The sequence below is a fragment of the Mesorhizobium sp. WSM4833 genome (assembly GCF_055811095.1).
On record NZ_JBVVQG010000001.1, the window covers coordinates 224382 to 250841 of the forward strand.

Here is a 26460-nt window from a genome sequence, read left to right on the forward strand (position 1 = left end):
GTCACACTTCCCCGGCCGCGCGCATCAGCGTCTTCAGCCGTTTCTTCGCTTCATGGATGTGCCAGGAAACCGTCGTCTCCGAGATTGTCATCGCCTCGGCCGCGGCCGCATGGCTCAACCCTTCGCCATAGACCAGCAAAACTGCGTCGCGCTGCTTGTCCGGCAATCGCCGGACGGCCGCCCATAACGCTTCGGCAGGGTCTTCCGGTTCGACCGACGCCTCGCCCGAGATCAGTGCATGGACGCCATAGGCCTCGGTCTTGACGGTCTCGCGGGCGGACTTTCGCATCACGTCGCGCGCGGCGTTCATCGTCACGGAATAGAGCCATGTGGTGAAGGCGCCGCCGCCGCGATAGTCGCGGATCGCTTTGCCCAGCCTGACGCAGACTTCCTGGGCGATGTCTTCGGCATCGGCCTTCCTGCCGCACCAGCGATAGGCGGCGCGATAGACGAAGTCATAGTGCCTTTCCAGCAATGTGCTGAAGGCCCTCCTGTCTCCGCCCTTCGCCCGCCCGATCAGTTCGGCGTCGGAGGCTTCGCTCTCATCCAGCATCATCGCCATCATTTGCCTGTTGGACGAAGGCTAATGGCTAATCCTTGGGGCAATGGAAAGATTTTTTTGGAAACCGCCGGATCGGGACCGCCAACACCCCCGCTTGACATATCCATATCTCGACAGTTATACGTAAATCAATAGCCACAGGGTTATCGATCCCGGATGACGAATGCTCACGATGTCCTCTTCAGAACGCTCTCCGATCCGACGCGTCGCGCGATCTTCGAGCGCCTGTGCCGGCAAGGCGAGCAGACGGTCGGCGCCCTGACGGCTCAGTCGGGGGTCTCTCAACCTGCAGTGTCGAAGCATCTCGGCGTGCTCAAGCAGGCCGGGCTGGTGCGCGATCGCCATCAAGGACGGCAGACCCATTACAGCGCCCAACTGGCAGCACTTTCCCCACTGACCGACTGGACGAACCAGATGAACGCGTTCTGGCAGAGCCGGTTCGACGATCTCGAAAATTTGCTCAAAAGAATGGACCAATGACCAACATTGCGACCGAAACGCGCTCTGTCATCGTCGAACGTGAGATCCCCTATCCGCCGGAAAAAATCTGGCGCGCGCTGACCCAACCGCATCTGATCGAGGAATGGCTGATGAAGAACGACTTCAAGCCAGTCGTGGACCACCGTTTCAAGCTGCGGAAGGAACCGCAACCTGACGTAAGCGTCGTTGTGGACTGTCAGGTAACAGCCGTCGAGTTGAACAAGACACTGTCCTACACGTGGCAGGCCTATGGCCTTGAGAGTGTCGTCACCTGGACCCTCGTGCCAACCAGCACAGGCACCCGGTTGCGTATGGAACAGTCCGGCTTCCGGCCGGATCAGGAGCAGGCGTATCGGGGCGCGACGAGCGGGTGGCGGCAGTACTTTGCAAATCTGAGTCAGGTCCTGGCGCGGATAGATTGAAACCCGCAGGTGCGGATCGGTGGTCCGCACCGGCTGTTTTGACAGGAGGATCTATTGGACTGGAACAAGTGGGTTCGGCAAATGCATCGCTGGCTGTCGATCATCTTTGCGCTGACCGTCATCGCCAACTTCGCCACCATGGCATTCAGGCAGCCTCCCGCCTGGGTGGTCTACTCGCCGCTCCTGCCGCTCCTCCTGCTGCTGCTCAGCGGCCTGTACATGTTCGTGCTGCCCTATGCCGCCAAGCGACGCGGCGTGCAGCGTGCCGGCGGGTAGGAGTGGGGCAGAGTGGCCAAGACGCAGGGACAATCGACCGAAGCCAAGGCTGCGCCAGTGCTGCTCTCCGGCGGCAACCCGCAAATCGCCAAGGGCGACGGCGACGCCCCGGTGCAGGCCTATATCGCTGCGATGCCGGACTGGAAGCGCGGCCTGGGCGAGCGCCTCGACGCGCTCATCGCGGGCAACGTGCCTGACGTCCGCAAGGCCGTGCGATGGAACTCACCGTTCTACGGCATCGAAGGCCAGGGCTGGTTCGCGAGTTTCCATGTATTCACCCACTATGTGAAGATGACCTTTTTCAGTGGCATCTCATTGCAACCGATCCCACCAGGCGGCACGGCCAAGAGCAAGGATGTGCGCTGGATCGACATCCGCGAAGACCGGTTCGACGAGGCGCAAATGGCGGAATGGATCAAGCAGGCCGCCGCCCTGCCCGGCTGGACCCCGTAGCGGCCACAGACGCAAGAATACGACAGAGGAGAAAGAGCGATGAAGATCAAGCTGACCAGCGTGTATGTGGACAACCAGGAAAACGCATTGCGCTTCTACACCGACGTGCTGGGCTTCACCAAGAAGGCCGATTTCAGCAACGGGCCCTATCGCTGGCTGACAGTGACCTCGGCTGAAGAGCCTGATGGAACCGAACTGCAGCTCGCGCTCAACGACAACCCGGCCGCCAAAGCCTATCAGGAAGCCATCTTCCAGCAGGGTCAGCCTGCGGTCATGTTTTTCACCGACGACGTCAAGGGCGACTACGAGCGCATCAAGGCGAAGGGTGGCGCGTTCACCATGCCGCCGACCGAGGTGACCGGTTCAACCATCGCCCAGCTGAACGACAGCTGCGGCAACCTCGTTCAGATTACCCAACTGGCGCGCTGGTGACAGGCAGCGGTTGAACGCGTCGACGCACAGGAGACACCAAATGACCCCCTCGCAACAGATCGACCAGCTGATCGCCGGTCTCTCGGACTGGCGCGGCGAGACGCTCGCCGACATCCGCAAGACCATCCTTGCAGCCGACCCGGACATCATCGAGGAGTGGAAGTGGATGGGCAGCCCGGTATGGTGCCTCGACGGCAACATCGTGGTCGGCAACGCCCACAAGGACAAGGTGAAGCTGACCTTTTCCCATGGCGCCAGCCTGCCGGATCCCGACAGGCTGTTCAACAATGGTTTTGGCGGCAAGGTGTGGCGGGCTATCGATGTGTTCAAGGGCGACACGCTCAATGAGAGCGCTTTGAAAGAGCTCGTCCGCGCCGCCATCGATTACAACAAGGCCAAAAAGAAGAAAAAGGCGCCGGCAGCTACTGGGGCGGAGCCACGGAAGTAAGTCTATGCTGCCTGGCCTGCCACCCAGCCCGACGACCATGCCCACTGGAAATTATAGCCGCCCAGCCAACCCGTGACATCGACGACTTCGCCGATGAAAAACAGGCCCGGCACGGATTTCGCCTGCATCGTCTTCTGGTCCAGCCCGTTGGTGTCGACCCCGCCCAGCGTCACTTCGGCGGTGCGGTAGCCCTCAGAACCGGCAGGCTTGATGCGCCAGTCATTGACTGCGGCAGCTATGGTTTTGATCTGGGCGTCCGCAAGATCGGCGAGGTTGCCGTCGATGCCGGTTCGTTCGGCGATCGACTGCGCCAGCCGCTTCGGCAGGTGATTTGCCAGCACGGTCTGCACCGCCTGCCGCCCATTACCGCGCTTGGCACTACGAATGAGGTCCGCCACATCAACTCCCGGCAGCATGGCGATGCGGATTTCGTCGCCCTCGCGCCAATAGGACGAGATCTGCAGGATGGATGGTCCGCTGACGCCGCGATGCGTGAACAGCATCGCTTCGGAGAACTGCGTCTTGCCGCAGGCGACTTCCGCGTCGACGGCGTTGCCGGCCAGCGGCGCGAGCCCTTCGAGCGTGTTTGCGTCAAAGGTCAGCGGCACCAGCGCCGGCCGCGTTTCGACGATGGCAAGCCCAAACCGTTCGGCAAGCTCGTAGCCGAAACCGGTCGCCCCCATCTTGGGGATCGACTTGCCGCCGCAGGCCACGACCAGAGACTGGCAGCCAATCGTGCCCGTGGAGAGAGTGAGCACAAACCCCTCCACGATTTTGCGGACATCCTCAACGCTGGTCGACAGCACCAGTTCGGCGCCCTTGTCCTGCATTTCCGAGACCAGCATGTCGATGATCTGGCGTGCGGAGCCGTCGCAGAACAACTGCCCAAGCGTCTTTTCGTGATAGGCGATGCGGTGGCGTTCGACGAGGGCGATGAAATCGCGTTGCGTATAGCGGCTGAGCGCCGAAATGCAGAAATGCGGATTGCCCGACAGAAAATTCTTCGGGCTGGCATGGATGTTGGTGAAATTGCACCGGCCCCCGCCGGAGATGCGGATCTTCTCGCCAGGCGCCGCCGCATGATCGAGGATCAGCACAGAACGGCCGCGCTTGGCCGCCTCCACGGCGCACATCATTCCGGCGGCACCCGTGCCGATGATCACGACATCATAGGATTGCATCAGGCTGTTCGTTCCCGCTCGGCCCACTCATCCGGCGCAGCGCATTTGTGCTGCCTGATACCGCGAACGGGGCGGACAGCCAACAGGCAAGAACAGCCAAGCAAAGGCTCAGATCAGCGTCTCTGCGAACAGCATCGTCAAGCGCTTCCAGTGGCGTTCGGCGCCCGCGGCATTGAAAACGCTATGATCGGGCACGCACCAGCCATGCGCCATACCGGCATAGTTCTCGATGACATGATCTACTTCCGCAACCCTGAGCGCCTCGGCCAGGCGCGCCGACTGTTCCGGCGGGAAACTCCTGTCGACGCCGGATGTGCCGACATAGACGCGCGCCTTGATCGAGGCTGCCTTGCGATGCGGGCTGTCGGCGGCGTCGCCGGCCAGATTGCCGCCATGGAAGCTTGCGGCCGCTTTTATCCGTTTGGGATAGGTTGCAGCCGCATTCAATGATCGACCGCCGCCCATGCAATAGCCGATGGTGCCGATCGGCCCGGTGATGCCCTCGGCAGCAAGCGCATCGAGGAACGCACCGCTGTCGCGGATGGTCATCTCCTGCGTCGTGCCGGTGACCAGCGCCATCAGCGGGATTTTGGTCTTTTCCTCGGCGAAGGCGGTCTTGGCGTCGAACGGCCCGTAGGGTGCATTGCGGTAGAACAGGTCGGGCACCAGCACCGCATAGCCTTCGTTCGCCAGTCGCTCGGCCATACTGTCGAGCGCCGGCCGCGGACCAAAGGCGTCCTGATAGAGAATGACGCCGGCCTTGGCAGGAGATGCGTTTGCCGAGCGGAAAAGCCCGGCATTGGCAACACCATCCCTGGTCTTGATCTGAAGGTCGTGTTTCGTCATCGCTCGCTCCGTTCGACAGATGCGCGATACATATCCGCGCAAGCCTATACGGCAAGGCGCTCCCTGAGCATGGCAGTCAAAATTTCGTGCGGGATTGCGTGACGCTATTGCTAGCCTTCTCGCACCGTCCGCGCACCGACATGCAGCGCGCGGCCGGCACCGAGCCCCATAATGGCTACGCCAAGCCCGAGCGCGACGAACAGGAACGCCGTTCCCGAAAAACTGCCGGTCCAGTCGCGGATCAGGCCCACCAGCAGCGGGCCGAATGCCGCCAGCACATAGCCGACGCCTTGCGCCATGCCTGAAAGATGCGCGGCGACATGCGAATCCGGCGAACGCAGCACGATTAGGCTCATGGCAGCCGCGATCAGGCCGCCCTGCCCGATGCCTTGCAGGATCGCCCAGAACAGCACGGTCGAGGTCGGTGCGAACAGAATGCCGAGCAGCGCGATCACCGCCGTGGCAACGAGCGCCACATTGATGCCGCGCTGGTCTTTCAGCCGCATCGCGAAGGACGGCACGGCGAGACAGGTGATGACCTGCGCCATGACAGACACCGAAACCATGGCGCCGGCGGTGGCCGCATCGAAGCCACGCTCGCGCAAGATCGGCGCCAGCCAACCGAAGATGCAATAGGCAAGTGCCGACTGCAGGCCCATGAACAGCGTCACCTGCCAAGCCAGGCGATCGCGCCAGAGACCAACGACGCGAAAGCCCCGATGACTGACCTGCCGACGGCTGCCCAGCGCCTGCGGAATCCAGATCAAAAGCACGACCAGTGTAGGCACCGCCCAGGCAGCAAGTGCCCCGGACCATGAACCGGTGACAAAATGCTCGATCGGCAGTGTGAAGCCGGCGGCGGCCGCCGAGCCGGCACAGAGCGCCATGGTGTAGAGCCCGGTCATGACGGCGGCCTTGTCGGCGAAATCTCGCTTCACCAGGCCCGGCAGCAGCACATTGCCGATGGCAATGGCGCCGCCGGCAAGGAAGGTGGCGACAAACAGCAGGGGAACCGTACCGAACCAGCGCAGGCCGGTTCCCAGCACCAGCAAGGTGAGCGCCCTGAGCAAAGTGCGCTCGGCTCCATAGCGCTGGGCAAGTCTTGGCGCGAAGGGCGCGAACAGACCCAGGCACAGAACGGGCAGCGTCGTCAGCAGGCTGGCGCCCGTCGTCGAGAGTCCGGTTGCCTGCATCACCTCGGGCAGCAGTACCGACAGGCTGGAAAACAGCGGCCGCAGGCTGAAGGCGATCAGCACAAGGCTCGCGCCAAGCACGATGCGCGCCGCACGGCTGCGCAGTTCAGGCGGCTGCGGCACGGGCAGGCTGTCGGCCTCGGCATCGATGAGTTCCAGACCCTCGATGGCGGCGGATTGCGCCGTCGGGTCAGGCTGACGAAAACTCTGGTTCATTGCGAAAGCAGTCTTTCAAGTTGGGCAAGCACCGGCGCCATGAAGGCGCGAACGGCGGCAACGGCGCGCTCGGGATTGCTCGCGGCAATGGCGTCGACGATAGCCGCATGCGCCTGGTGGTCCGGCTCGGGCAGATCGCCGTCGATGGTGGCATGGATGGTCTCGGTGATGGCGGCGGTGAAGAAGTCGTAGAGCTCCATCATCGCTTTGTTGCCGGACGCCGCGACAACCGATTTGTGGAAAGCGAGATCGCGCCGGATGAAGGCATCGCTTCCGCCGCCCGCGACGGTGCCGCGTTCGGCAAGCAGTTGCCGCATCGTCTCAAGATCGGCTGGCGTGTGGCGCATGGCGGCGAGCCGTGCCGCCTCCAGGTCGAGCGCCGCCCGCGCCTCCCACTGATCGCGCAGGCCGGTGCGCTTGACCCGGTCGAGCGCGGCAGAGGCATCGACGGTAGAGCGCACATATGTGCCCGAGCCCTGGCGCGTATCCAGCAATCCTTGCGAGACCAACACCCGCACCGCCTCGCGCACCGTGCCGCGGCTGACCGACAGAAGGTCGGTCAGGGCTGCCTCATTGGGAATGCGCTCGCCGACGCCCCAGCGGCCGCTGACGATCTCCGCACGCAGGCTGCTGGTGGCGCTATCGGTGAGATTGGTTCTGGTGGCGGGTTGCATAGGCCTATTCATAAGTCATCAGATGACTTGATGAATAGGCCTGCTTCTAGCTGCCGTCAAGATGCTCATCGAAGCCAACGAGCACCACGGAATGGGAACGGATCAGCTGGTGGCTCGTGCGAAGCTCGCCATGTGAAACGCCTGGACCTCCGGCGGATAGCGATACCCCGCGCCATCGGGGCACGCATTGCGATCGAGGCAACCGCCGCTGCGGCAGGGTTCGCCATGCGCTCCCCCCACATGCGCGAGGCAGGATTGATAAGCGAATCCTTGCGCGGAATAGGCGTCGACCGGGCAGGATTTCAGGCAGGGTTTCTCGACGCAGCTATCGCAAAGGTGAGGCGCTGCCTCGGCAACTTGAACTGGAATTTCGTCGTCAAACAGCAGCACACCGCGGTAGGCATGCCATAGCCCGTAGCGCGGATGCATGAGGATGCCGAGCGGCGACGGTTTCAGCCCCTCCGCCCGCATCGCCCATTGCTGGAACGGCAGATAGGGCTTGTCCGACGGAGAAATCGCCCGTGCGCCAAAATCCTGCGCCACGGCGCCGATCACTTCGCGCGACCATGTGTCGAGCGGATTGGCGATTGCCTGTGGCTGTTGCTCCCACCAACGCAGGAAATGCGGCCAGGGTGCCGCGCCCGCCTGCCCCACCAGCAGGACGGCCGCTGCCGGCGCACCCGATGATCCCGTTGGCGGCACATCGCTTGGCGTAAAATTGAAGCCGCCGCGAAGAACAAGGCCGTTGGCGAGAAGCGCCGCAGCAATGCGGTCAACGCTGCCGGCGGGCGTAATCATCCCTTCTTGTCCGGATCGGAGAACGCGCTCCGCCAGACTTCCTTGTGGATGATGTTGGCGACTTTAGCCCCGCCTGACTCGGGCTCCTTTCAAGTGAAGGCGTCGGGCATCGACCCCTTCTTCTTGGCGATGAAGTCCTTCAACGCTTCGTCGATGCTCGGATCGAGATGCGGCGCCTCATAGCTTTCCAGCCAGCGGCGGGCGAGTTCGTTGGCGCGCTGCGGCGCTGTCTTCTCGCCTTCGGCCAGCCACTGCTCGTAGGAATTGTTGTCGGCGATGTTGGAGCGGTAGAAGGCGGTCTGGAAATTGGCCTGGGTGTGGTCGCAGCCGAGATAGTGGCTGCCCGGCCCGACCTGGCGGATGGCGTCCATCGCCTGGCCGTTTTCCGACAGGTCGACGCCTTCGGAGAATTTCTGCGTCATGCCGAGCTGGTCGATGTCCATCATGAACTTTTCGTAGCAGGAGGCCAGCCCGCCCTCGAGCCAGCCGGCCGAGTGCAGCACGAAATTGGTGCCGGCCAGGATGGTCGAGTTCAGCGTGTTGGCGCTTTCATAAGCCGCTTGTGCATCCGGAACCTTGGACGCGCAGAGCGAGCCGCCGGTGCGGAACGGCAGGCCGAGACGGCGCGCCAGCTGTGCGGCGCCATAAGACACCAGCGACGGCTCCGGCGTGCCGAAGGTCGGCGCCCCGGACTGCATCGAGATCGACGAGGCGAAGGTGCCGAACAGCACCGGCGCGCCTGGCCGGATGAGCTGCGTGAACGACGCGCCGGCCAGCACTTCGGCCAGAACCTGCGTCAGCGTGCCGGCAACCGTCACCGGGCTCATCGCGCCGGCGAGGATGAACGGCGTGACGATGCAGGCCTGGTTGTGGCGCGCATAGACCTTCAGCGCACCGAGCATGGTCTCGTCGAACACCATCGGCGAGTTGGCGTTGATCAGGCTGGTCAGCACCGTGTTGTTCTCGACGAAATCGTCGCCGAACACGATCTTGGCCATGGCGACGGTGTCCTCGGCGCGTTCCGGCGCGGTCACCGAGCCCATGAACGGCTTATCGGAATATTTGATGTGGCTGTAGATCATGTCGAGGTGGCGCTTGTTGACCGGCACATCGACCGGCTCGCATACCGTGCCGCCCGAATGGTGGATCGACGGCGCCATATAGGCGAGCTTAACGAAATTCTGGAAATCCTCGATCGTCGCGTAGCGCCTGACACCGTCGAGGTCACGCACGAAGGGCGGGCCATAGACCGGCGCGAACACGGTGGCATTGCCACCGATCTGCACCGAACGCTCGGAATTGCGGGCGTGCTGGGTGTAGACGGACGGTGCGGTCTTGAGCAGCGAACGGCACAGCCCCTTCGGGAAATGCACGCGCTCGCCCTTGACGTCGGCGCCGGCCTCTTTCCACAGTTGCAGCGCTTCTGCATCGTCGCGGAAGATGATGCCGATCTCCTCGAGCACCGTGTCGGTGTTCTTCTCGATCAGCGCCAGGCCTTCCTCGTCCAGCACCTCGTAAACGTTGATCTTGCGCTTGATGTAGGTGAGCTGCGTGCCCGGGCCTCCGCCCGAACGCGCGGCCCGCCGGGCAGCAGCCCCGCCGCTGGCGCCGCGCCCACGTCGCGCGTTTGACGCTTCCTGATCGACTGCCGCGTGTTCGCTCATGGTGTTCTTCCCTGAATCTGTTCTTGTCTGGAATCCATAGCGGCTGCTCTCGCCGCTTCTTGCCAGATCGTAGCCATGCACCCTATTCGAAACGGCCCGCCAGCGCCAACGCCTGTCGCAAAATCGACAAGAATTCCAAGAGAGTTACGGTCGCTTTCCTTTTGCGGGAAGTCGCAAATCAGCTATGGATACATGCCCTCAGCGGGTTAGGTATGAACGCGAAGATATGTGCCTTGCGACATGGTCGCGATGCCGGCAGGAGCTCGATACAAATGTCCGACGACGAGATCATCCTTTCCGAACTTTCCGACGACGAGTTGGTGCAGCAGATGCACGACGATCTCTATGACGGGCTGAAGGAAGAGATCGAAGAAGGCACCAACATCCTGCTCGAGCGCGGCTGGGCGCCTTACAAGGTGCTGACCGAGGCGCTGGTCGAAGGCATGCGCATCGTCGGCGAGGATTTTCGCGACGGCATCCTGTTCGTGCCGGAAGTGCTGCTTTCCGCTAATGCGATGAAGGCGGGCATGTTCATCCTGCGCCCGCTGCTCGCCGCCACCGGCGCGCCCAAGCAAGGCAAGATGGTTATCGGCACCGTCAAGGGCGACATCCACGATATCGGCAAGAACCTTGTCGGCATGATGATGGAGGGCGCTGGCTTCGACGTCATCGATCTCGGCATCAACAATGCGGTCGAGAAATATCTCGATGCGATCGAACAGCACCAGCCCGACATCATCGGCATGTCCGCACTGCTGACCACGACCATGCCCTATATGAAGGTCGTCATCGACACGATGAAGGAAAAGGGCATCCGCGACGATTATGTCGTGCTGGTCGGCGGCGCACCGCTGAACGAGGAATTCGGCAAGGCCGTCGGCGCCGATGCCTATTGCCGCGACGCGGCGGTGGCGGTCGAGACCGCCAAGGACTTCATGAAGCGCAAGCACAATGTGCGCGCTTCGGCCTGATTGGCCAATTCGGCCTGGACGACAGGAGAAGCCGCGCCCTTGCAGCGCGGCTTTTTTGTTACCAGATGATAAGGTGGCCGCGTGCGGATCAGGGCTTGGTGACGGTGTCCTCGACCGCCTTGGCCGTCGATTTGACATCCCTGCCGACGCCACGGACGGTGTTCGCGCAGGCCGCAAGGGCCAAGGCGCAGGCCAGGATGGCAATCGGCGTGATGCGCAGCAGTTTCATGGACGGTGTCTCCCTCAACAGATAAATTAGCGCCACAACAACGAAGGCCGCTCGACTGGTTCCATGGCCAAGACGCAAAAAACGAAACCGAATCAAGACGACAGGCTGCTCGTCATCGCCTGCGGGATGATTGCGCGCGAAGTTCTGGCCGTCAAGGAACAGCTCGGGCTGGATCACCTCGACCTGACCTGCCTGCCGGCGGAATTCCATTTCTACCCGGACCGCATCGCACCGGCCATGGACAAGGCGATCGAAAAAGCCAAGACGGAAGGCTACAGCAACATCTTCGTCGGCTATGCCGATTGCGGCACCGGCGGTCTGCTCGACCGCATCTGCGAGAAGCATGGCGTCGAGCGCATGGCCGGCCCGCATTGCTTCGCCTTCTACCAGGGCATGGAGGCCTATGCGAAAGTCGCAGACGACGACATGATGTCGTTCTACATGACCGACTTCCTCTGCCGGCAGTTCGACGCTTTCTTCATGAAACCGCTCGGCCTCGACAAGCACCCGGAGTTGATCAAGGACTATTTCGGCAATTACGAGAAGCTGATCTACCTCGCCCAGACCAACGATCCGGAACTCGACAAGGTCGCCGAAAAAGCCGCCAGAATGCTCGGTCTCGTCTATGAACGCCGCGCCACCGGTTATGGCGACCTGACGGCCGGGATGGCGCAGGCGGCTGCAGGCGCCTGAAGCAATTCTTGCCCCGCGATGACTCAAGGCTAGATGACAGGCCGCCGTGGACGGGTAAGGTGTGCGCCACAAGCAAACAGACTGCCAGCCATGGAAACGCACTGATGACCCCTCGCCTCTTGATAGCTGCACTCGGCCTCCTCTGTTTGGCCCTGCCCGCCCATGCCGACGGCGAGATACAGAAACTCATCACCCCGGCCGACAAGACGCGGCTCGACAAATATGGCGAGACCCGCAAGGCAGCCCTTGCCGAGGCGAAGACAGGCAACCCGGCCGAGGTCAAGCAACTCGATGCCCTGTTGGCAAAGCCGCTGGTGGCCTTTTCCGACAAGGACCTGACCGGCAACTGGCAGTGCCGCACCATCAAGGCCGGCGGACCTTTGCCGCTCGTCATCTATGGCTGGTTCAAGTGCAAGGTGACCGATGACGGTTCCGGCTGGCGGCTGGAGAAGATCAGCGGCTCGCAGCGCACCAGGGGCCGTTTCTTCGACGATGGCGAGAAACGCGCGATCTATCTCGGCTCCTTCTATGTCAACAGCGATCCGGCAAAGCCCTATGGCAGCGGTCCGCAAACCGACCAGGTCGGCTACGCCTTCCGCAACAGCGCCAAGGAATGGCGCATCGAATTTCCGGCGCCCTACTATGAATCGAAGCTCGATATCATCGAATTCAAGCGCTGACTGTGTATCGAAGAGCTGATCACCAAGGATTAACCCGGACACCCTAGCATCCCGTCTATTGTCGAGAACGGTTGCTTGGAGGGGGCAAGATCCATGGCAGCATCAGAATCCAATACGCGTCCGATCGTGGTCGTCACCGGAGGCGGCCAGCATGTCTGGGCTATGATCAATGCAATCGCCGACCGCGTAGGTCCTGTCAGCGTCGTCCTCGAAACGCCTGAATCCAAAAAGCAATTGCTGCGTGGCCGGGCTCGCCGCCAAGGCTGGATTTCCGCCATCGGCCAGCTTGGCACGATGGTACTGAGTAGGTTGGGCAAGCGATTCCTGGCCGGCCATAGCGCGCGACTGATTGCCGAGGAGAAGCTGGAGGTTGAGCCGCGACCAGGCCAGGAGATCATCCAGGTAGCCTCGGCCAATGGGCTTGAGTGCCTGCAGGCGATCCAGAAGATCCGGCCAGGCGTTGTGCTGCTCAACGGTTGCCGACTAATCTCGGCTGAGATGCTGAGCAAAATGCCCTGCCCGGTGCTCAACTACCATGCGGGCATCACGCCGAAATATCGCGGCATGAATGGCGGCTACTGGGCTCTGGTATCAGGCGATGCGGAGAATTTCGGCACGACTGTCCACCTCGTCGACGCTGGCGTCGACACTGGTGGCGTGCTGAAGCAGGCGCGCGGCAGATCGAAAAAAGGCGACACCATCTCAAGTCACGCGCTACGCCAGACGGCGTTCTCGCGCGACATCTGCGTCGAGGCTGTCAGCGATGCACTGGCTGGAAAACTCACGACGATCGATCCCGGCCTGCCTTCGAAACTCTGGTATCATCCGACGATCTGGTTCTACGTCTGGACGGGCCTCAGAACTGGCATCTGGTAGCGCGTTTTTCGTCCTGGACGGCATACTGCGCGCCAGCGTTTCCGACGCGCTGAACCGGGCGCCGGCACACGCCGCAAACGAATAAACCCACCTTTCATTTTACGACATCAAAATGCGTCGCTTTTGAATGCGCGCGCGTCGTCCCATAACAAGCGGCCCCACTGCGCTTGCGGCAATGCTCGATAGTTCGAGGAGTGAGAATTCATGGCCGATCTGATCGTCGTCTACTGGCGCGACATCCCTGCCCAGGTGATCGTCAAGAGGGGCCGGCAGAACGCCAAGCGCGAACTGCCGCTGCGCTTTACCGAGGCGATCGACATGTGCGCCATGCGCACCGGCGCCGGCGGCACAGACGACTATCTGGCCGAATGGCGCAAAGCCGATCCCATTCCGGTCGGCGACGACCTCGAAGCCGAAGTCGAGAAGGCATTCAACGACATCGACACGAGATATGACCGCGAGCGGCTGGTCGCTCTGGTCAAGGCGGGCGGCAAAGAAAATGTCTGAAACCATTCCTGCCAAGGAGAGGCCGGCTGTTACCCAGGCCACTCTGGTCAAGAAGGCAGCGCCGAAATCCGACTATAAGCCGGCCGACGTATCGCCGCAGCGGCGCGTGCAGCGTTCCTTCGCGGTCAGATTATGGTCGGTGCGGCACTCGCGATTACTCGAATGGTTCTACGCCAAATTCGCCGACATGTTCCTGCTCCTCCATCCCTTATGGAAAGGCATAGGCTATGGCCGTGTCGAAGGGCCGATCAAATTTGTCGAGAAGCGCGTCAAGGGCTTCATGTTCGACTGCCGCATGTGCGGCCAGTGCATCTTGTCCTCGACAGGCATGTCTTGCCCGATGAACTGCCCCAAGCAATTGCGCAACGGCCCTTGCGGCGGTGTCCGCGCCAACGGCAATTGCGAGGTCGAGCCCGATATGCCCTGCGTCTGGGTCAAGGCCTGGGAAGGCTCGCAGAACATGGTGCACAGCGACAGGATCCTGACCGTGCAGAAGCCGGTCGACCAGTCGCTGCGTGAAACCTCGGCCTGGCTGCGGGTGACCGCGCAGGCGGCCACCGCGCGCGAAGCCGCCGCTGCCGCCAAGAATGAGGCGGCCAGCACCGGGGCGTCGGCATGATCGGCCGCCAGCGCGACGAAAACCCGGCCGGCATCCACCTGCCGCTCGAACCCCTGCCCGGCCACACCTCGCGCGGTCGGCTGGAGCGCGTACTGCGGCGCGGCGAGTTCGCTGTGACGACGGAGCTCAACCCGCCCGACAGCGCCGATCCGGAAGACGTCTACAACAGGGCGAAAATCTTCGACGGCTGGGTCGACGCCATCAACGCCGTCGATGCATCGGGCGCCAACTGCCACATGTCCTCGGTCGGCATCTGCGCACTTTTGACCCGCATGGGCTATGCGCCGATCATGCAGATCGCCTGCCGCGACAAGAACCGCATCGCCATCCAGGGCGACGTACTGGGCGGGGCTGCGATGGGCGTCGCCAACATGCTGTGCCTGACAGGTGACGGCGTGCAGGCCGGAGACCAGCCCGGCGCCAAGCCGGTGTTCGATCTCGACTGCATGTCGCTCCTGGAAACCTGCCGCATCATGCGCGACAACGGCAAGTTCCTGTCCGGCCGCAAGCTGACGACGCCGCCGCAGCTTTTCCTGGGTGCTGCGATCAATCCGTTCGCGCCGCCGATCGACTTCCGCCCGCACCGGCTGGGCAAGAAGATCGCCGCCGGCGCGCAATTCGTACAGAGCCAGTATTGCTTCGACGTGCCCATGTTCCGCACCTACATGCAAAAGGTGCGCGACCTCGGCTATACCGAAAAATGCTTCATCCTGGTTGGCGTCGGGCCGCTCGCCTCGGCCAAGACGGCCAAGTGGATCCGCTCGAACGTGCCGGGCATCCATATTCCCGATTCTGTCATCAAGCGGCTGGAAGGCGCCCAGGACCAGAAGAAGGAGGGCAAGCAGCTCTGCATCGACATCATCAACGAGGTGAAGGAAATATCAGGTGTTTCCGGCGTTCACGTGATGGCCTACCGACAGGAAGAATATGTTGCCGAGATCGTCGATGAATCGGGCGTGCTGAAGGGCCGCCAGCCATGGAAACGTGAGATCCGCCGCGACGATCAGCTTGTCGCCGACCGGCTCGACAGCATCTTGCACGACGACATTACCGAAACGCAGGTGGACATGGTGAAGACCGCGCACTGACGGCGCGGACGGTCACCCATTCGCTTGAACGAAACCAGACAACGATATAAAGAAATCTTTATATCACAGCGGAGAGAATTTATGACCCGTACCATCGTCGCTTCGGCGACACGAGAAATCATCATCGGCTTCGACCAGCCGTTCTGCGTGATCGGCGAACGCATCAACCCGACCGGCCGCAAGAAGCTGGCCGCCGAGATGATCGCGGGCAATTTCGAGACCGTCATCAGGGACGCATTGGAGCAGGCAGCCTGTGGCGCCACCATGCTCGACGTCAATGCCGGCGTCACCTCGGTCAATCCGAACGAGACCGAACCCGGCCTTTTGGTGCAGACGCTGGAGATCGTGCAAGGGCTGGTCGACCTGCCGCTGTCGATCGACAGTTCCGTCACCGCCGCGATCGAAGCCGCACTCAAGGTTGCCAAGGGCCGCCCGCTCGTCAACTCCGTCACCGGCGAGGAAGAAAAGCTCGAAGCCATCCTGCCGCTGGTCAAGAAGTACAACGTGCCGGTCGTCGCCATCTCCAACGACGAGACCGGCATTTCGATGGACCCGGACGTGCGTTTCGCCGTCGCCAAGAAGATCGTCGAGCGCTGCGCCGATTTCGGCATTCCGGCGCATGACGTGGTCGTCGACCCGCTGGTGATGCCGATCGGCGCGCTGGGCGATGCCGGCCGCCAGGTCTTCGCGCTGCTGCGTCGCCTGCGTGAAGAACTCAAGGTCAACACCACCTGCGGCCTGTCCAACATCTCTTTCGGCCTGCCGCATCGCCACGGCATCAACGCCGCCTTCATCCCGATGGTGATCGGCGCCGGCATGACCTCGGCCATCATGAACCCGGTGCGCCCGCAGGAAATGGAAGCCGTGCGCGGCGCCAATGTGCTGAACGGCACCGACGAAAACTGCACCAACTGGATCCGCACCTACAAGGATTATAAGCCGGCCGAAGGCGGCCAGGCCGTTGCCGCCCCGACGCAAGTCAATGCGCCGGGCGACGGCGCCGGCAATGGCGGTCGCCGCCGTGGCGGCCGTGAAGCCCGGATGGGCCGAGGATAAGCGCGCAATCGTGAATTCACCTGCAAACATCACCGACCCGCTCGTGCTGTTCATGCCGTCGGGCAAGCGCGGGCGGTTTCCTGTCGGCACCCCGGTGCTCGATGCCGCGCGCCAGCTCGGCGTCTATGTCGAAAGTGTGTGCGGCGGACGCGCCACTTGCGGGCGTTGCCAGATCGAAGTGCAGGAAGGCAATTTCGCCAAGCACAAGATCATTTCGTCCAACGACCACATCACGCCCAAGGGCGCCAAGGAAGAGCGCTATGAGCGCGTCCGCGGCCTACCCGAACGGCGTCGCCTCTCCTGCTCGGCGCAAATCCTCGGCGACCTCGTCATCGACGTGCCGCAGGATACGGTCATCAACGCGCAGACCATCCGCAAGGATGCCGACACCAGGGTCATCGCCCGCGATGCGGCGATCCGCATGTGCTATGTCGAGATCGAAGAACCCGACATGCACAAGCCGCTTGGTGATCTCGACCGGCTGAAGATCGCGCTGATGCACGATTGGGGTTTGAAAAGCCTCGATTTCGATTTTTATCTGCTGCCGCAGGTGCAAGGCATCCTGCGCAAGGGCAACTGGACCGCGACCGCCGCCATCTACAAGGATGCCGACTCTGAGACAGCGCGCGTCGTAGCACTTTGGCCCGGCCTCAAGAACGAAGCCTATGGGCTGGCCTGCGATATCGGCTCGACCACCATCGCCATGCATCTGGTGTCGCTGCTGTCGGGCCGCGTCGCCGCCTCGTCGGGCACCTCGAACCCGCAGATCCGCTTCGGCGAGGATCTGATGAGCCGCGTCTCCTATGTGATGATGAACCCGGACGGCCGCGAGGGCATGACGGTCGCCGTGCGCGAGGCGATCTCGGGTCTCGTCGACAAGGTCTGCGCCGAAGGCAATGTCCAGCGCAACGACATCCTGGACAGCGTCTTCGTCGGCAATCCGATCATGCACCATCTGTTCCTCGGCATCGATCCGACCGAGCTTGGCGGTGCCCCCTTCGCGCTCGCCGTTTCGGGCGCGGTGCACATCAAGGCATCCGACATCGGCCTCAAGCTCAACCAGGGCGCCAGGCTCTATATGCTGCCTTGCATCGCCGGCCATGTCGGTGCGGATGCGGCGGCGGTGACGCTGTCGGAAGGCCCGCATCGCCAGGACGAGATGATGCTGATCGTCGATGTCGGCACCAATGCCGAGATCGTGCTCGGCAATCGCCAGCGGGTGGTTGCGGCCTCCTCGCCCACCGGCCCTGCCTTCGAGGGCGCCGAAATCTCCGGCGGCCAGCGAGCAGCGCCCGGCGCCATCGAGCGCGTACGCATCGATCCCGATACGCTTGAACCGAAATACCGCGTCATCGGCTCTGAACTGTGGTCCGACGAGCCGGGCTTCCTGGAAAGCGTCCAGGCGACCGGCGTCACCGGCATCTGCGGCTCCGGCATCATCGAAGTGGTGGCGGAGATGTATCTCGCCGGCATCATTTCCGAGGACGGCGTCATCGACGGCGGGCTTTCGGCGCGCTCGCCGCGCGTTACGGCCAACGGCCGCACCTTCTCCTATGTGCTGAAGGACGGCTCCGCCGCATTGACGGAAGATGGGCCGAAGATCACCATCACCCAGACCGATGTGCGCGCCATCCAGCTTGCCAAGGCAGCGCTTTATGCCGGCACCAAGCTGTTGATGGAAAAGCAGAACACCGAGCATGTCGACCGCATCCATTTCGCCGGCGCCTTCGGCTCCTTCATCGATCCGAAATACGCCATGGTGCTGGGCCTGATCCCGGATTGCGACCTCGACAAGGTCTCGGCGGTCGGCAACGCCGCCGGTGCCGGCGCGCGCATGGCGCTGCTCAATCGCGGCTACCGCCGCGAGATCGAGGACACGGTCAGCAAGATCGAGAAGATCGAGACGGCGCTGGAACCGAAATTCCAGGAGCATTTCGTCTACGCCATGGCGCTGCCCAACAAGGTCGATCCGTTCCCGAAACTGTCGGCAGCGGTGAAACTGCCGCCGCGCAAGACGGTCAGCGAGGATGGCGTTGCCGGCGACGCCGCTCCGCGCCGGCGTTCGCGCGAAGGCCACGAGGGGCGGAGGCGTGGACGGGAATAAGCGGCCCGCCCCCGCCAACACCTTTCGAAACTCATTTGCATGCAAATGTTTCCGGATCGTCTGATCCGGAAACCAAAACGCTGTTTTCGTGAAATTCGCCAGATACATGGCAGGCGCATTCAACCGGCATCGAACGGCAGGCAGGAAATATCTTTCAGCCGCTGCAACGCTCCAGGGGAGACAACGATGTCAATGCTCGAAAGCCTGAGCCGCTATGGCACCGCCATCAGACAAGCCCATGACCGCAGCAAGGCGCGGCGCCTGCTGAACAGCCTGCCGCCCGAAATCCAGAAGGACATCGGCTGGCCGGTGTCGCCGCGATCCAGTGAAAGGGCATCCCTCAGCAACGCTATCTGGAGCGCCGCGCGCTGATGACCTTCGCCGACAAATGCAAATTGCTCGGCATGCGCCGGACCTCGCATGTCTCCGGCGACCACCAGCAACCGGCTGCGAGCCGCACTTTTACCGCGTCGCTGACGACTGCGGCGCGGATCAAACCGCCGTGTAGACGCGGGCGCAAATCTTGACATTTTCAGCCACGGCACAATCTTTCGATTTAGGGGGTTCTCTTAGTCGGCTTTGGCCGAAGTTCGTGTATTCGCATGCCAAGTTTGAAAAGCCATGTCGTGTCTTTTGTTTTGCGGCACAGCCGTAAGCAGGCATTTGCCAGTCCGGAAAATCTGCAGCGCTGGATCGCAGCCGCGCGCAAGACCGAGAACCACCGGCCGCCCGCCTCGCTACACCAGCGTCTCGATATCGAGATGCATACGGTCGGTGGCTTCCCCGTATACGAAATCCCACCCAAGTCCGGCGAACAGAAGCGGATTCTCTACTTGCACGGCGGCGCCTATGTCTTTGAAATCACGCCCTATCATTGGCACCTGATTGCCGACATGGCGGATCGGTTGGGCTACGCAATCACGGTGCCGATCTATCCAATCGCCCCCGAACATGATTTCCACGCCATGTTCGGAATGGTTGGCGATGTTTACCGGCAGATGCTCGCCGAGACGGAGGCCGAGGACATCGTCTTCATGGGCGATTCCGCCGGCGGCAACATGGCTGTGGTGCTGACCATGATGGCCGCCGAAGAAGGACTGCCCCTGCCGTCACGACATGTGCTCATTTCGCCGGGTCTCGACGTGTCGCTCACCAATCCCGCAGTGTTCGAGGCGGAACGCAACGACCCTTGGCTGGGCATAGCTGGCGGACGAGAGGCGATTCGTCTGTACAGTGCCGGCATCGATCCCAGCGACTGGCATATCAGCCCGGTCTATGGAGACCTGTCATTGCTGCCAAGAACACTGCTTTTGACTGGCTCGCGCGATCTTTTGACGCCCGACAATCTGATCTTCGCGGAAAAAGCCCGCGCCGCCGGCGTTGAAATCGATCTTGTCTATGAGGAAGGCATGTTCCACGTCTGGCCGCTGATCGACATGCCGGAGGCCCGGCGCGCCCGCGAGCGCATCGTCGAATTTCTCGGGGAGAGCCGGATCGTGCAAGACACGAGACTAAGGCCTGAACAGCGCCCCGCCGAAGCGGCGGAGTAGCTCTATATTGTCGTCCTTACCAGCCGGTCAGAACTTGCCGGTTTCCCGGAACACTTCGAAGGTCGCGCGGATGTGGTCGGCGACGGCCTTGACCGGCGCGCTGGCGTCCGGCGCCACCACCATCGCCAGATTGTAGGTGCCGATGTCGGGCATGCCGTCCTTCGGGCAGAGTTCGACCATGTCGTTGCCGAGAAACGACTTCGGCAGCGGCGCCACGGCGAGATCGGACATGATCGCGGCGCGCTGGCCGGCCGTGTGCGCGCTCATATAGGCGATGCGGTAGTTGCGGCCCTCGCGGCCAAGCGCATCGAGCGCTCCGGCGCGCCAGGCGCAGCCCTCTTCCCAAAGCGACACCGGCAAGGGCTCGCGCAAATGCGCGCAGCCACCCTTGGCGCCGGCCCAGACAATCGGCTCGGTCAGCAGCACCTCGGCGCCGAGCGCGCTGGTCTTGTAGGAATTGGTCAGCAGCGTGATGTCGAGCGCCCGGTCGTCCATGCGCCGGCGCAGATTGCTGCTCTGGTCGATGGTGACGTCGACGGCGATCGACGGATGCGACTGCGCGAAACGCTTCAGCACATGCGGCAGCACGCGCTCGCCGTAATCGTCCGGCGAACCAAGCCGCACGACACCGACAATCTCGGGAATGATGAACTTCGACACCACCTCGCGGTTGATCGACAGCAGCCGGCGGGCATAGCCGAGCAGCATCTCGCCGTCCGTGGTCAGCGACACCGAGCGGGCGTCGCGCGCGAACACGGAGCGGCCGAGAATGTCCTCCAGCTTCTTGATCTGCATGGAGACGGCCGACGGCGTGCGAAAGACGGCATTGGCGGCGGTGGTGAAGCTGCCGGTCTCGGCAATCGCCACGAAAGTGCGCAAAACGTCGAGATCGAGCAGTGGCAGCGGATGATTGAGCGGGGCGTTCATGGCAACCGACCTTCAATTTTTCTGATACAAAACATCATTCCATTTCGTTTGATTGAACATCAGATTGGGAGGATAGTCAACTCCATCGAATGAGGCAGCTGCCACAAGCAGACATGAAACGACCCCGACACAGACCTGCATTCGACACGAAATGAAGTTGAAACAAACCCGACGTAACCAACGCGCTGTCTGGCACCCGCCAGCCACCAAAGGAGAAAGAAATGTCTATCCTGTCGTCTCTTGGTCGCATCGCGACCGAATTCAGCGCGGCACGCGCCCGCTACCAGACCGAGCGCGCCATCCGTTCCTTGCCGATCGAACTGCAGAAGGATATCGGCTGGCCTGAGGCTTCCGACACCAAGACCGGTACTCGCAATGGCATCGGATCCTGGGCTGGAGCAAAGTAGATCGTGTGTACTATGTGCTGAAGGCCTGCCGCGCGAACCGCCCGGCAGGCCTTCTCTATTTTATTTGTATTCAAATGAGTTTTGGAGCCATGTCACCAACGCATGACGCATATGAGAAAGCCGCATAGCAGCTCCTGTTTTCACTTAATGCCTTGTAAATGATCGTAAATTTTGGGCACCTTGCCCAAATCTGTCGCAATCGATGTCGCATTTCATATCAAGCGGTTCGCTTTTGCGATTTAGTTTCTGCTTACACAAGCCTATATCAGCGCCAGCAAACGAGCTGCCCCACTCCATCAAGCGAAGGCGACCCGTCTGAGCAACCGAATGGAGATGATTATGAAGCTTTTTGCCCGCCTCTTTGCCCGCCGCGAAATGAACCTGACCACCGCTCTCGAGCGTCAGCGTCTCGCCAACACCATGCCCGGCCAGACTGGCGCCATGAATGCGGCGCGCCTCGGCTTCGTCGCCTGAAGATTTTCCAGGCAGCGCATCCCTGCCGCTGCTTTAAAACTACAACGCCGCCTGGCTCCAGCCAGAGCGGTGTTTTTGTTCTGCGCACAGGCTGTACGCTGCCTGTCCCTTGAACAGTTCGTGCCACTTCCGGGCCCCGCTGCACGCCGATTGCCCATTTGCGACCCATGTCGCAAATTTAATCTTGTCGTAGCGGCGTAGCCGATTGACAGACATGGTTTTTCCTGATGTCGCTATGCTATTCGCGACATCCTGTTCGCGCCATGGCTGTGTGAGGTTCCCTTGAACGCCGTAAAGCATCCGATCAAGCGGTCGTTTGTATTCTTCCTTATTCCCGATTTCACCATGATCGCCTTTGCGACCGCGCTCGACCCGCTGCGCTCGGCTAATCGCATGCTCGGCTACGAGGCCTATCGATGGCGCCTCGCCAGCATCGACGGCAAGCCGGTGCGCGCCTCGAACGGAGTCGAATGCGCGGTCAACACGTCGCTCGAGGATGAACGCAAGAAGATGGCAGGCCCCGATCGGCCGAACATGGCCATCGTCTGCAGCGGCATCAATGTCGAGCGCTACCAAAACAAGTCCGCCTTCGCCTGGCTGCGCGAGGAATATAATCGCGGCGTCGCCGTCGGCGGCCTGTGCACCGGCGCGCATATTCTCGCCGCCGCCGGCCTGTTGTCCAACAAGCGCTGTGCCATCCACTGGGAGAACCTGCCGGGCTTTTCCGAGGCGTTCCCGAAGGCCAATGTCTTTGCCGACCTCTTCGAGATCGACCAGAACATCTACACCTGCGCCGGTGGCACTGCCGCACTCGACATGATGCTGAAGCTGATCGGCGACGACTTTGACGAGAACCTCGTCAACCGCGTCTGCGAGCAGGTGCTGACCGACCGCGTGCGCAGCCCCACCGACCGCCAGCGCCTGCCGCTACGCGCCCGCCTCGGCGTCCAGAACTCGAAAGTGCTGACCATCATCGAACTGATGGAGGGCAATCTGTCGGAGCCGCTGTCACTGATCGAGATTGCCGATCATGTCGACCTGTCGCGCCGCCAGATCGAGCGGCTGTTCCGCACCGAGATGGGCCGCTCCCCCGCCCGCTATTATCTCGAAATCCGGCTCGACCGCGCTCGGCACCTGCTGATCCAGTCCTCGATGCCAGTGGTCGAGGTGGCGGTCGCCTGCGGCTTCGTCTCGGCCTCGCATTTCTCCAAATGCTACCGCGAACTCTACGCCCGCTCGCCGCAGCAGGAGCGCGTCGACCGCAAGCAGCTGCTGGCCGCCTGAGCAGAGGTGTCACGTGAGTACGAGAACGAATCGACCCGAAAGGCTGGCCGACCGGCGCATCTTTCCTCTCGATGTCGAAAAATGGGTAGCGTTCAAGGCGGCTCTGGACGCCCCGAAACGTGATCTTCCTCGCCTCAAGCGTCTGTTGAGCGAGCCAAGTATCTTTTCAGATGATCAGGCTGTGTCGGTCTGACTACGCCTGCGCCGTGCGCATCGCCTCGACCCGAATATCCTCGGTCAGCCGCGCTTTCAGCGCCGAGAATTCCGGGCTGGTCTTCAGCGTGTAATGGCGCGGATGCGGCAGGTCGATGGCGACATCCGACTTGATGCGGCCGGGCCGCGCCGTCATCACGATGACGCGCGAGGCCATGAAGATCGCCTCCTCGATGTCATGGGTGACGAACAGCACCGTCTTTTGGCGCCGTTCCCAGATGCCGAGCAGCAGTTCCTGCATCAGACCGCGCGTCTGGTTGTCGAGCGCGCCGAACGGCTCATCCAGCAACAGGATCTCCGGATCGTTAGCCAGCGCCCGGGCGATCGCCGTGCGCTGCTGCATGCCGCCGGAGAGCTGCTTCGGCCAATGGTTCTCGAACCCTTTCAGGCCGACGAGATTGACGTAGGAAGCGACGACCCCGTCCCGCTCCTTTTCGGGCATTCCGCGTTCGCGCAAGCCGAAAGCGATGTTCTGCGCCACAGTCAGCCAGGGAAACAGCGTGTAGGATTGAAAGACCATGCCGCGATCCGGCCCCGGCCGGGTCACCGCCTTCCCGTCGAGCAGCACACGGCCCTCGCTCGATGCTTCCAGGCCCGCGACAATCCTGAGCAGTGTCGACTTCCCGCAGCCGGACGGCCCCAGAATAGTGATGAAGTCGTTGGCGGCGACCGCCAGGTCGATCGGCATCAGCGCCTTGACCGGCTGACCGCCGCGCACGCCGGCAAAGGTGCGCGAAACGCCCTCGATGAGAAGCTTGTTCACGCCAGGCTCCACGGAAAGAGCCAGCGGTTGAAGGCCTTGAAGGCGAAGTCGGACAACAGCCCGATCAGTCCGATGACGATGATGCCGAAGATGATCTGACCCGTCGCCAGCCGCGACTGACTGTTGATGATCATGTAGCCGATGCCGGATGACGAGCCGATCAGTTCCGCGACGATGACATAGGTCCAGGCCCAGCCGAGCACCAGCCGCAGCGTCTCGGCGATCTCCGGCGCATTGGCCGGCATTATCACCCGGTTGACGATGCCGCTGTTGGTGGAACCCAGCGTGTAGGCGGCCTCGACCAGATCGCGTCGTGTGCCGCCAACTTTGACCGCGATGATGAGGACGATCTGGAACACCGAGCCGACGAAGATGACCAGCAGTTTTTCCAGCTCGCCGATGCCGGCCCACAAGATGAGCAGTGGGATGAATGCCGACGCAGGCAAGTAGCGGGCGAAGGAGACAAAAGGCTCCAGAAACGCCTCCACCGGCTTCCAGGCGCCCATCGCGATGCCAAGCGGCACCGCGACGACCGAGGCAAGCAGGAAGCCGCCGAAGACGCGCCAGATGGTGATCAGAACGTCGAGCCAGAAACGGTCTTCGACCAAAAGCCGCCAGCCATCCCGCAGCATCGACAGCGGATCGGCGAGGAAGATGCGGTTGACGTGGCCGCCTAGCGTGATCCAAGCCCAGAAGGCCACGAAAAGCACGAAGAAGGAAATGCCGAGCACGGTTCGGATGCCCGGCGAGACTGGATGCAAGGGGCGCATCGTCAAATCGTCGCCATTTTCAAATGGTCCCCATGCTCAAATCGCGCTTTGTCCAAGAGAAGGCGGCAGCGCCAGGCGCCGCCGCTTGATGGTCAAAGGCCGAACGATCAGTTCGAAACCGCGCTGGTGTCAGCCAACGTGGTGACGTCGGGCGCTTCCTTGATCAGTCCCATCTGCAGCAGCAGTTCGCCGGCGGTCTTGGAAAAGTCCTGGAATTCCTTGGTGAAGAACTGTTTGTTCTCCGCCCGGTCGGCCCATTTCAGGTATTTCGCCGAATCCTCGAATTCCTTGGCCGACTGTTTCACGTCGGCACCCATGGTCTCGTAGGATTTCTGCGGATCGCTCTTGATCAGGTCGAGTGCATCAAAATAGCTGTCGGCCAGCGCCTTGGCGGCATCCGGATTGGTTTTCAGGAATTCGGGTGTGCAGCCCACCGTGTCGAGCACCATCGGGTAGTCGAGCGTCGTCGCCAGGATATGGCCCTGGTCCGACTTGTCGCGCACCGCCGAGATGAACGGCTCGTAGGTGACGGCGGCGTCGTTCTGCCCGGCGAGGAAAGCTTGCGCCGCCGCATCAGGCTCCAGATTGACGACGGTGACGTCCTTCGTCGACATGCCGTTCTTGTTCAGCACCCAGGCGAGCATGAAATAGGGCGACGTGCCCGGCGCCGATGACGCGACGTTCTTGCCCTTGAGATCGGCGACTGTCTTGATGTTGTTGCGGGCGACGATGCCGTGGGCGCCGTAGGATTTGTCGAGCTGGAAGATCTGCTTGGTGGTGACGCCGCTGGCGTTCCACACCAGCCAGGTCTCCACCGTGGTGGCCGCGCATTGCAGGTCGCCGCTGGCGATGGCGAGCGGCCGGCTCGCTTGCGGCACCTTTTTCAGGGTCACGTCGAGTCCGTGTTTCTCGAAGATGCCCGCCTGCTTCGCAAGCGTCAGCGGCGCGAAGCCTGTCCAGCCGCTGATGCCGATAGTGACCGAGGTGGCAGCCATCGCCGGTGCGGACAGGCCGGCGGCAAGTGTCAGAGTTGCGGTAAGAACGGCGATCCTGTTCATGTCGGTTCCCCTTTTGTTTTTGCTGGGGAATTGTCTCACAGACGCCAATCGGCTTGTCAATGAACAGCTTGGTGAGGCAACCGGCAGGCCCGGCTCTGCTGTCGGCCAATGGCTACCACCACCAGAAATCCATCGTGGCTAATCCAAAATGGCCTCAATAATCGTCGCAGGTGCACTCCGCCGACGATATACGGTCATTCCAGTCGCTGCCGCCGAAATCGCGGATCCGGCGCCGGATCTCGATCGAGCGGCCACCCATCCGGGAGTCCTCATAGGCAATGAGTGTGCAACCCCGGCGCACAATCACCGACGACACACGGTCGTTCCAGAACTGGCCGCCGCGAAAGTTCACGGAATCGTCGGGGCCCATACCGATGGACCGACCGCGAAAATTCGCGTGCTCGAACATCATGCAGGCGGGCTCATCATTGTATTGGGCGCTGGCGGCGTCGGCAAAAAGCACGGACGCGACAGCAGTCAGGATGGCTAGACGTTTCATCTGATGTTTCCTCGGTTTTTGCCGCGGCCCCTCCGACTGGATAGCGC

Annotated in this window: 34 protein-coding genes; 21 read left to right on the plus strand and 13 right to left on the minus strand. The window is 62.1% G+C overall.

Translation table 11 applies throughout. The features are described 5' to 3' along the window. Position 1 precedes the first annotated feature (1 nt). A complete protein-coding gene (locus AC0L2D_RS01140) occupies positions 2-562 on the minus strand; it encodes an RNA polymerase sigma factor (protein WP_013531188.1) in 561 nt (186 codons plus the stop codon). A gap of 156 nt (positions 563-718) precedes the next feature. Here AC0L2D_RS01140 and AC0L2D_RS01145 point away from each other — a divergent pair, with 156 nt between their 5' ends. Genes AC0L2D_RS01145 through AC0L2D_RS01170 form a run of 6 tightly spaced genes read left to right on the plus strand, consistent with a single transcriptional unit; the run spans position 719 to position 3073 of the window. Further along, on the plus strand, positions 719-1042 hold the full coding sequence (locus AC0L2D_RS01145) for an ArsR/SmtB family transcription factor (protein ID WP_013531187.1): 324 nt from the start codon (positions 719-721) through the stop codon (positions 1040-1042). Then, positions 1039-1464 (plus strand): SRPBCC family protein, encoded by a 426-nt coding sequence (locus AC0L2D_RS01150; RefSeq protein WP_473540154.1) that lies wholly within the window; start codon positions 1039-1041, stop codon positions 1462-1464. Before AC0L2D_RS01145 ends, AC0L2D_RS01150 begins: the two co-directional genes overlap by 4 nt. Positions 1465-1518: 54 nt before the next feature. Then, positions 1519-1740, plus strand: a complete 222-nt coding sequence (locus tag AC0L2D_RS01155) for a hypothetical protein (RefSeq protein ID WP_473540156.1) — start codon at positions 1519-1521, stop codon at positions 1738-1740. A 12-nt stretch (positions 1741-1752) separates the two neighbouring features. Further along, positions 1753-2193, plus strand: coding sequence for a DUF1801 domain-containing protein (locus AC0L2D_RS01160; RefSeq protein ID WP_473540157.1), 441 nt, complete (start codon positions 1753-1755; stop codon positions 2191-2193). Between the two features lie 39 nt (positions 2194-2232). Continuing rightward, positions 2233-2625 carry a VOC family protein gene (locus tag AC0L2D_RS01165; protein ID WP_013531183.1) on the plus strand — a complete coding sequence of 131 codons (393 nt, stop codon included), beginning with the start codon at positions 2233-2235 and terminating at the stop codon, positions 2623-2625. 40 nt (positions 2626-2665) lie between these two features. Then, the gene (locus tag AC0L2D_RS01170) at positions 2666-3073 is read left to right on the plus strand and encodes a DUF1801 domain-containing protein (protein ID WP_013531182.1); all 408 of its coding nucleotides are present in this window, start codon (positions 2666-2668) and stop codon (positions 3071-3073) included. Positions 3074-3075: 2 nt separating this feature from the next. On the opposite strand, the gene AC0L2D_RS01175 is transcribed toward AC0L2D_RS01170, so the two are convergent. The 6 genes from AC0L2D_RS01175 to AC0L2D_RS01200 all read right to left on the minus strand — a co-directional run bounded on the left by AC0L2D_RS01175 (position 3076) and on the right by AC0L2D_RS01200 (position 9645). After that, positions 3076-4254, minus strand: a complete 1179-nt coding sequence (locus tag AC0L2D_RS01175) for a BaiN/RdsA family NAD(P)/FAD-dependent oxidoreductase (RefSeq protein WP_473540159.1) — start codon at positions 4252-4254, stop codon at positions 3076-3078. A gap of 108 nt (positions 4255-4362) precedes the next feature. Continuing rightward, positions 4363-5100 (minus strand): dienelactone hydrolase family protein, encoded by a 738-nt coding sequence (locus tag AC0L2D_RS01180; protein ID WP_473540160.1) that lies wholly within the window; start codon positions 5098-5100, stop codon positions 4363-4365. 110 nt (positions 5101-5210) lie between these two features. Continuing rightward, positions 5211-6509 carry a CynX/NimT family MFS transporter gene (locus AC0L2D_RS01185; protein WP_473540161.1) on the minus strand — a complete coding sequence of 433 codons (1299 nt, stop codon included), beginning with the start codon at positions 6507-6509 and terminating at the stop codon, positions 5211-5213. Then, positions 6506-7183, minus strand: coding sequence for a FadR/GntR family transcriptional regulator (locus AC0L2D_RS01190; protein WP_013531178.1), 678 nt, complete (start codon positions 7181-7183; stop codon positions 6506-6508). The genes AC0L2D_RS01185 and AC0L2D_RS01190 overlap by 4 nt, the downstream gene beginning before the upstream one ends. 102 nt (positions 7184-7285) lie before the next feature. Next, positions 7286-7981: a hypothetical protein gene (locus tag AC0L2D_RS01195; RefSeq protein WP_473540162.1), complete on the minus strand. Its 696-nt coding sequence runs from the start codon at positions 7979-7981 to the stop codon at positions 7286-7288. Between the two features lie 89 nt (positions 7982-8070). Then, a complete protein-coding gene (locus AC0L2D_RS01200; protein ID WP_024501311.1) occupies positions 8071-9645 on the minus strand; it encodes a trimethylamine methyltransferase family protein in 1575 nt (524 codons plus the stop codon). Between the two features lie 272 nt (positions 9646-9917). Here AC0L2D_RS01200 and AC0L2D_RS01205 point away from each other — a divergent pair, with 272 nt between their 5' ends. Then, a complete protein-coding gene (locus AC0L2D_RS01205; protein ID WP_013531175.1) occupies positions 9918-10616 on the plus strand; it encodes a corrinoid protein in 699 nt (232 codons plus the stop codon). A gap of 88 nt (positions 10617-10704) precedes the next feature. Here the strand turns inward: AC0L2D_RS01205 and AC0L2D_RS01210 are convergent, their stop codons facing one another. Next, a complete protein-coding gene (locus AC0L2D_RS01210) occupies positions 10705-10845 on the minus strand; it encodes an entericidin A/B family lipoprotein (RefSeq protein WP_013531174.1) in 141 nt (46 codons plus the stop codon). A 63-nt stretch (positions 10846-10908) separates the two neighbouring features. On the opposite strand from AC0L2D_RS01210, the gene AC0L2D_RS01215 reads away from it, so the two are divergent. The 10 genes from AC0L2D_RS01215 to AC0L2D_RS01260 all read left to right on the plus strand — a co-directional run bounded on the left by AC0L2D_RS01215 (position 10909) and on the right by AC0L2D_RS01260 (position 20018). Beyond that, positions 10909-11538, plus strand: a complete 630-nt coding sequence (locus tag AC0L2D_RS01215) for a DUF1638 domain-containing protein (RefSeq protein ID WP_013531173.1) — start codon at positions 10909-10911, stop codon at positions 11536-11538. A 104-nt stretch (positions 11539-11642) separates the two neighbouring features. Further along, entirely contained in the window at positions 11643-12218 is a 576-nt protein-coding gene (locus AC0L2D_RS01220) for a DUF4893 domain-containing protein (protein ID WP_013531172.1), read from the plus strand. Positions 12219-12311: 93 nt separating this feature from the next. After that, positions 12312-13094 (plus strand): formyl transferase, encoded by a 783-nt coding sequence (locus tag AC0L2D_RS01225; protein ID WP_024501312.1) that lies wholly within the window; start codon positions 12312-12314, stop codon positions 13092-13094. A gap of 204 nt (positions 13095-13298) precedes the next feature. Next, complete coding sequence (locus AC0L2D_RS01230; protein WP_473540163.1) at positions 13299-13601, plus strand: virulence factor; 303 nt, start codon at positions 13299-13301, stop codon at positions 13599-13601. Then, complete coding sequence (locus AC0L2D_RS01235; RefSeq protein WP_013531169.1) at positions 13594-14220, plus strand: methylenetetrahydrofolate reductase C-terminal domain-containing protein; 627 nt, start codon at positions 13594-13596, stop codon at positions 14218-14220. The genes AC0L2D_RS01230 and AC0L2D_RS01235 overlap by 8 nt, the downstream gene beginning before the upstream one ends. Then, entirely contained in the window at positions 14217-15308 is a 1092-nt protein-coding gene (locus tag AC0L2D_RS01240) for a methylenetetrahydrofolate reductase (RefSeq protein ID WP_013531168.1), read from the plus strand. Before AC0L2D_RS01235 ends, AC0L2D_RS01240 begins: the two co-directional genes overlap by 4 nt. 81 nt (positions 15309-15389) lie before the next feature. Next, positions 15390-16364, plus strand: a complete 975-nt coding sequence (locus AC0L2D_RS01245; protein ID WP_013531167.1) for a methyltetrahydrofolate cobalamin methyltransferase — start codon at positions 15390-15392, stop codon at positions 16362-16364. Beyond that, positions 16315-18468 carry an ASKHA domain-containing protein gene (locus AC0L2D_RS01250; RefSeq protein ID WP_063168205.1) on the plus strand — a complete coding sequence of 718 codons (2154 nt, stop codon included), beginning with the start codon at positions 16315-16317 and terminating at the stop codon, positions 18466-18468. Before AC0L2D_RS01245 ends, AC0L2D_RS01250 begins: the two co-directional genes overlap by 50 nt. A gap of 186 nt (positions 18469-18654) precedes the next feature. After that, on the plus strand, positions 18655-18840 hold the full coding sequence (locus AC0L2D_RS01255; RefSeq protein WP_027160508.1) for a hypothetical protein: 186 nt from the start codon (positions 18655-18657) through the stop codon (positions 18838-18840). 230 nt (positions 18841-19070) lie between these two features. Then, a complete protein-coding gene (locus AC0L2D_RS01260) occupies positions 19071-20018 on the plus strand; it encodes an alpha/beta hydrolase fold domain-containing protein (RefSeq protein WP_473540164.1) in 948 nt (315 codons plus the stop codon). A 27-nt stretch (positions 20019-20045) separates the two neighbouring features. Here the strand turns inward: AC0L2D_RS01260 and AC0L2D_RS01265 are convergent, their stop codons facing one another. Next, positions 20046-20945 (minus strand): LysR substrate-binding domain-containing protein, encoded by a 900-nt coding sequence (locus tag AC0L2D_RS01265; protein ID WP_013531163.1) that lies wholly within the window; start codon positions 20943-20945, stop codon positions 20046-20048. A 221-nt stretch (positions 20946-21166) separates the two neighbouring features. Here AC0L2D_RS01265 and AC0L2D_RS01270 point away from each other — a divergent pair, with 221 nt between their 5' ends. The 4 genes from AC0L2D_RS01270 to AC0L2D_RS01285 all read left to right on the plus strand — a co-directional run bounded on the left by AC0L2D_RS01270 (position 21167) and on the right by AC0L2D_RS01285 (position 23303). Continuing rightward, on the plus strand, positions 21167-21352 hold the full coding sequence (locus AC0L2D_RS01270; protein ID WP_013531162.1) for a hypothetical protein: 186 nt from the start codon (positions 21167-21169) through the stop codon (positions 21350-21352). 339 nt (positions 21353-21691) lie between these two features. Further along, the gene (locus AC0L2D_RS01275) at positions 21692-21826 is read left to right on the plus strand and encodes a hypothetical protein (RefSeq protein ID WP_013531161.1); all 135 of its coding nucleotides are present in this window, start codon (positions 21692-21694) and stop codon (positions 21824-21826) included. A 345-nt stretch (positions 21827-22171) separates the two neighbouring features. Continuing rightward, positions 22172-23110 (plus strand): GlxA family transcriptional regulator, encoded by a 939-nt coding sequence (locus tag AC0L2D_RS01280; RefSeq protein ID WP_348625597.1) that lies wholly within the window; start codon positions 22172-22174, stop codon positions 23108-23110. 13 nt (positions 23111-23123) lie between these two features. Then, entirely contained in the window at positions 23124-23303 is a 180-nt protein-coding gene (locus tag AC0L2D_RS01285; RefSeq protein ID WP_473540165.1) for a type II toxin -antitoxin system TacA 1-like antitoxin, read from the plus strand. On the opposite strand, the gene AC0L2D_RS01290 is transcribed toward AC0L2D_RS01285, so the two are convergent. The 4 genes from AC0L2D_RS01290 to AC0L2D_RS01305 form a co-directional block, all read right to left on the minus strand. Beyond that, positions 23304-24086, minus strand: a complete 783-nt coding sequence (locus tag AC0L2D_RS01290; protein ID WP_013531158.1) for an ABC transporter ATP-binding protein — start codon at positions 24084-24086, stop codon at positions 23304-23306. Further along, positions 24083-24856: an ABC transporter permease gene (locus tag AC0L2D_RS01295; RefSeq protein WP_013531157.1), complete on the minus strand. Its 774-nt coding sequence runs from the start codon at positions 24854-24856 to the stop codon at positions 24083-24085. Before AC0L2D_RS01295 ends, AC0L2D_RS01290 begins: the two co-directional genes overlap by 4 nt. 107 nt (positions 24857-24963) lie before the next feature. After that, the gene (locus AC0L2D_RS01300) at positions 24964-25914 is read right to left on the minus strand and encodes an ABC transporter substrate-binding protein (protein ID WP_473540166.1); all 951 of its coding nucleotides are present in this window, start codon (positions 25912-25914) and stop codon (positions 24964-24966) included. A 154-nt stretch (positions 25915-26068) separates the two neighbouring features. Next, positions 26069-26413, minus strand: coding sequence for a peptidase inhibitor family I36 protein (locus AC0L2D_RS01305; RefSeq protein ID WP_024501320.1), 345 nt, complete (start codon positions 26411-26413; stop codon positions 26069-26071). Positions 26414-26460: the final 47 nt, after the last annotated feature.

Coding starts and splice junctions, on each gene's coding strand:
- AC0L2D_RS01140 (WP_013531188.1), bottom strand. CDS start 562: ATGGCGATGATGCTGGATGAGAGCGAAGCCTCCGACGCCGAACTGATC.
- AC0L2D_RS01145 (WP_013531187.1), top strand. CDS start 719: ATGACGAATGCTCACGATGTCCTCTTCAGAACGCTCTCCGATCCGACG.
- AC0L2D_RS01150 (WP_473540154.1), top strand. CDS start 1,039: ATGACCAACATTGCGACCGAAACGCGCTCTGTCATCGTCGAACGTGAG.
- AC0L2D_RS01165 (WP_013531183.1), top strand. CDS start 2,233: ATGAAGATCAAGCTGACCAGCGTGTATGTGGACAACCAGGAAAACGCA.
- AC0L2D_RS01170 (WP_013531182.1), top strand. CDS start 2,666: ATGACCCCCTCGCAACAGATCGACCAGCTGATCGCCGGTCTCTCGGAC.
- AC0L2D_RS01175 (WP_473540159.1), bottom strand. CDS start 4,254: ATGCAATCCTATGATGTCGTGATCATCGGCACGGGTGCCGCCGGAATG.
- AC0L2D_RS01180 (WP_473540160.1), bottom strand. CDS start 5,100: ATGACGAAACACGACCTTCAGATCAAGACCAGGGATGGTGTTGCCAAT.
- AC0L2D_RS01185 (WP_473540161.1), bottom strand. CDS start 6,509: ATGAACCAGAGTTTTCGTCAGCCTGACCCGACGGCGCAATCCGCCGCC.
- AC0L2D_RS01190 (WP_013531178.1), bottom strand. CDS start 7,183: ATGCAACCCGCCACCAGAACCAATCTCACCGATAGCGCCACCAGCAGC.
- AC0L2D_RS01195 (WP_473540162.1), bottom strand. CDS start 7,981: ATGATTACGCCCGCCGGCAGCGTTGACCGCATTGCTGCGGCGCTTCTC.
- AC0L2D_RS01200 (WP_024501311.1), bottom strand. CDS start 9,645: ATGAGCGAACACGCGGCAGTCGATCAGGAAGCGTCAAACGCGCGACGT.
- AC0L2D_RS01205 (WP_013531175.1), top strand. CDS start 9,918: ATGTCCGACGACGAGATCATCCTTTCCGAACTTTCCGACGACGAGTTG.
- AC0L2D_RS01210 (WP_013531174.1), bottom strand. CDS start 10,845: ATGAAACTGCTGCGCATCACGCCGATTGCCATCCTGGCCTGCGCCTTG.
- AC0L2D_RS01215 (WP_013531173.1), top strand. CDS start 10,909: ATGGCCAAGACGCAAAAAACGAAACCGAATCAAGACGACAGGCTGCTC.
- AC0L2D_RS01220 (WP_013531172.1), top strand. CDS start 11,643: ATGACCCCTCGCCTCTTGATAGCTGCACTCGGCCTCCTCTGTTTGGCC.
- AC0L2D_RS01225 (WP_024501312.1), top strand. CDS start 12,312: ATGGCAGCATCAGAATCCAATACGCGTCCGATCGTGGTCGTCACCGGA.
- AC0L2D_RS01230 (WP_473540163.1), top strand. CDS start 13,299: ATGGCCGATCTGATCGTCGTCTACTGGCGCGACATCCCTGCCCAGGTG.
- AC0L2D_RS01235 (WP_013531169.1), top strand. CDS start 13,594: ATGTCTGAAACCATTCCTGCCAAGGAGAGGCCGGCTGTTACCCAGGCC.
- AC0L2D_RS01240 (WP_013531168.1), top strand. CDS start 14,217: ATGATCGGCCGCCAGCGCGACGAAAACCCGGCCGGCATCCACCTGCCG.
- AC0L2D_RS01245 (WP_013531167.1), top strand. CDS start 15,390: ATGACCCGTACCATCGTCGCTTCGGCGACACGAGAAATCATCATCGGC.
- AC0L2D_RS01250 (WP_063168205.1), top strand. CDS start 16,315: ATGGCGGTCGCCGCCGTGGCGGCCGTGAAGCCCGGATGGGCCGAGGAT.
- AC0L2D_RS01255 (WP_027160508.1), top strand. CDS start 18,655: ATGTCAATGCTCGAAAGCCTGAGCCGCTATGGCACCGCCATCAGACAA.
- AC0L2D_RS01260 (WP_473540164.1), top strand. CDS start 19,071: ATGCCAAGTTTGAAAAGCCATGTCGTGTCTTTTGTTTTGCGGCACAGC.
- AC0L2D_RS01265 (WP_013531163.1), bottom strand. CDS start 20,945: ATGAACGCCCCGCTCAATCATCCGCTGCCACTGCTCGATCTCGACGTT.
- AC0L2D_RS01270 (WP_013531162.1), top strand. CDS start 21,167: ATGTCTATCCTGTCGTCTCTTGGTCGCATCGCGACCGAATTCAGCGCG.
- AC0L2D_RS01275 (WP_013531161.1), top strand. CDS start 21,692: ATGAAGCTTTTTGCCCGCCTCTTTGCCCGCCGCGAAATGAACCTGACC.
- AC0L2D_RS01280 (WP_348625597.1), top strand. CDS start 22,172: ATGATCGCCTTTGCGACCGCGCTCGACCCGCTGCGCTCGGCTAATCGC.
- AC0L2D_RS01295 (WP_013531157.1), bottom strand. CDS start 24,856: ATGCGCCCCTTGCATCCAGTCTCGCCGGGCATCCGAACCGTGCTCGGC.
- AC0L2D_RS01300 (WP_473540166.1), bottom strand. CDS start 25,914: ATGAACAGGATCGCCGTTCTTACCGCAACTCTGACACTTGCCGCCGGC.
- AC0L2D_RS01305 (WP_024501320.1), bottom strand. CDS start 26,413: ATGAAACGTCTAGCCATCCTGACTGCTGTCGCGTCCGTGCTTTTTGCC.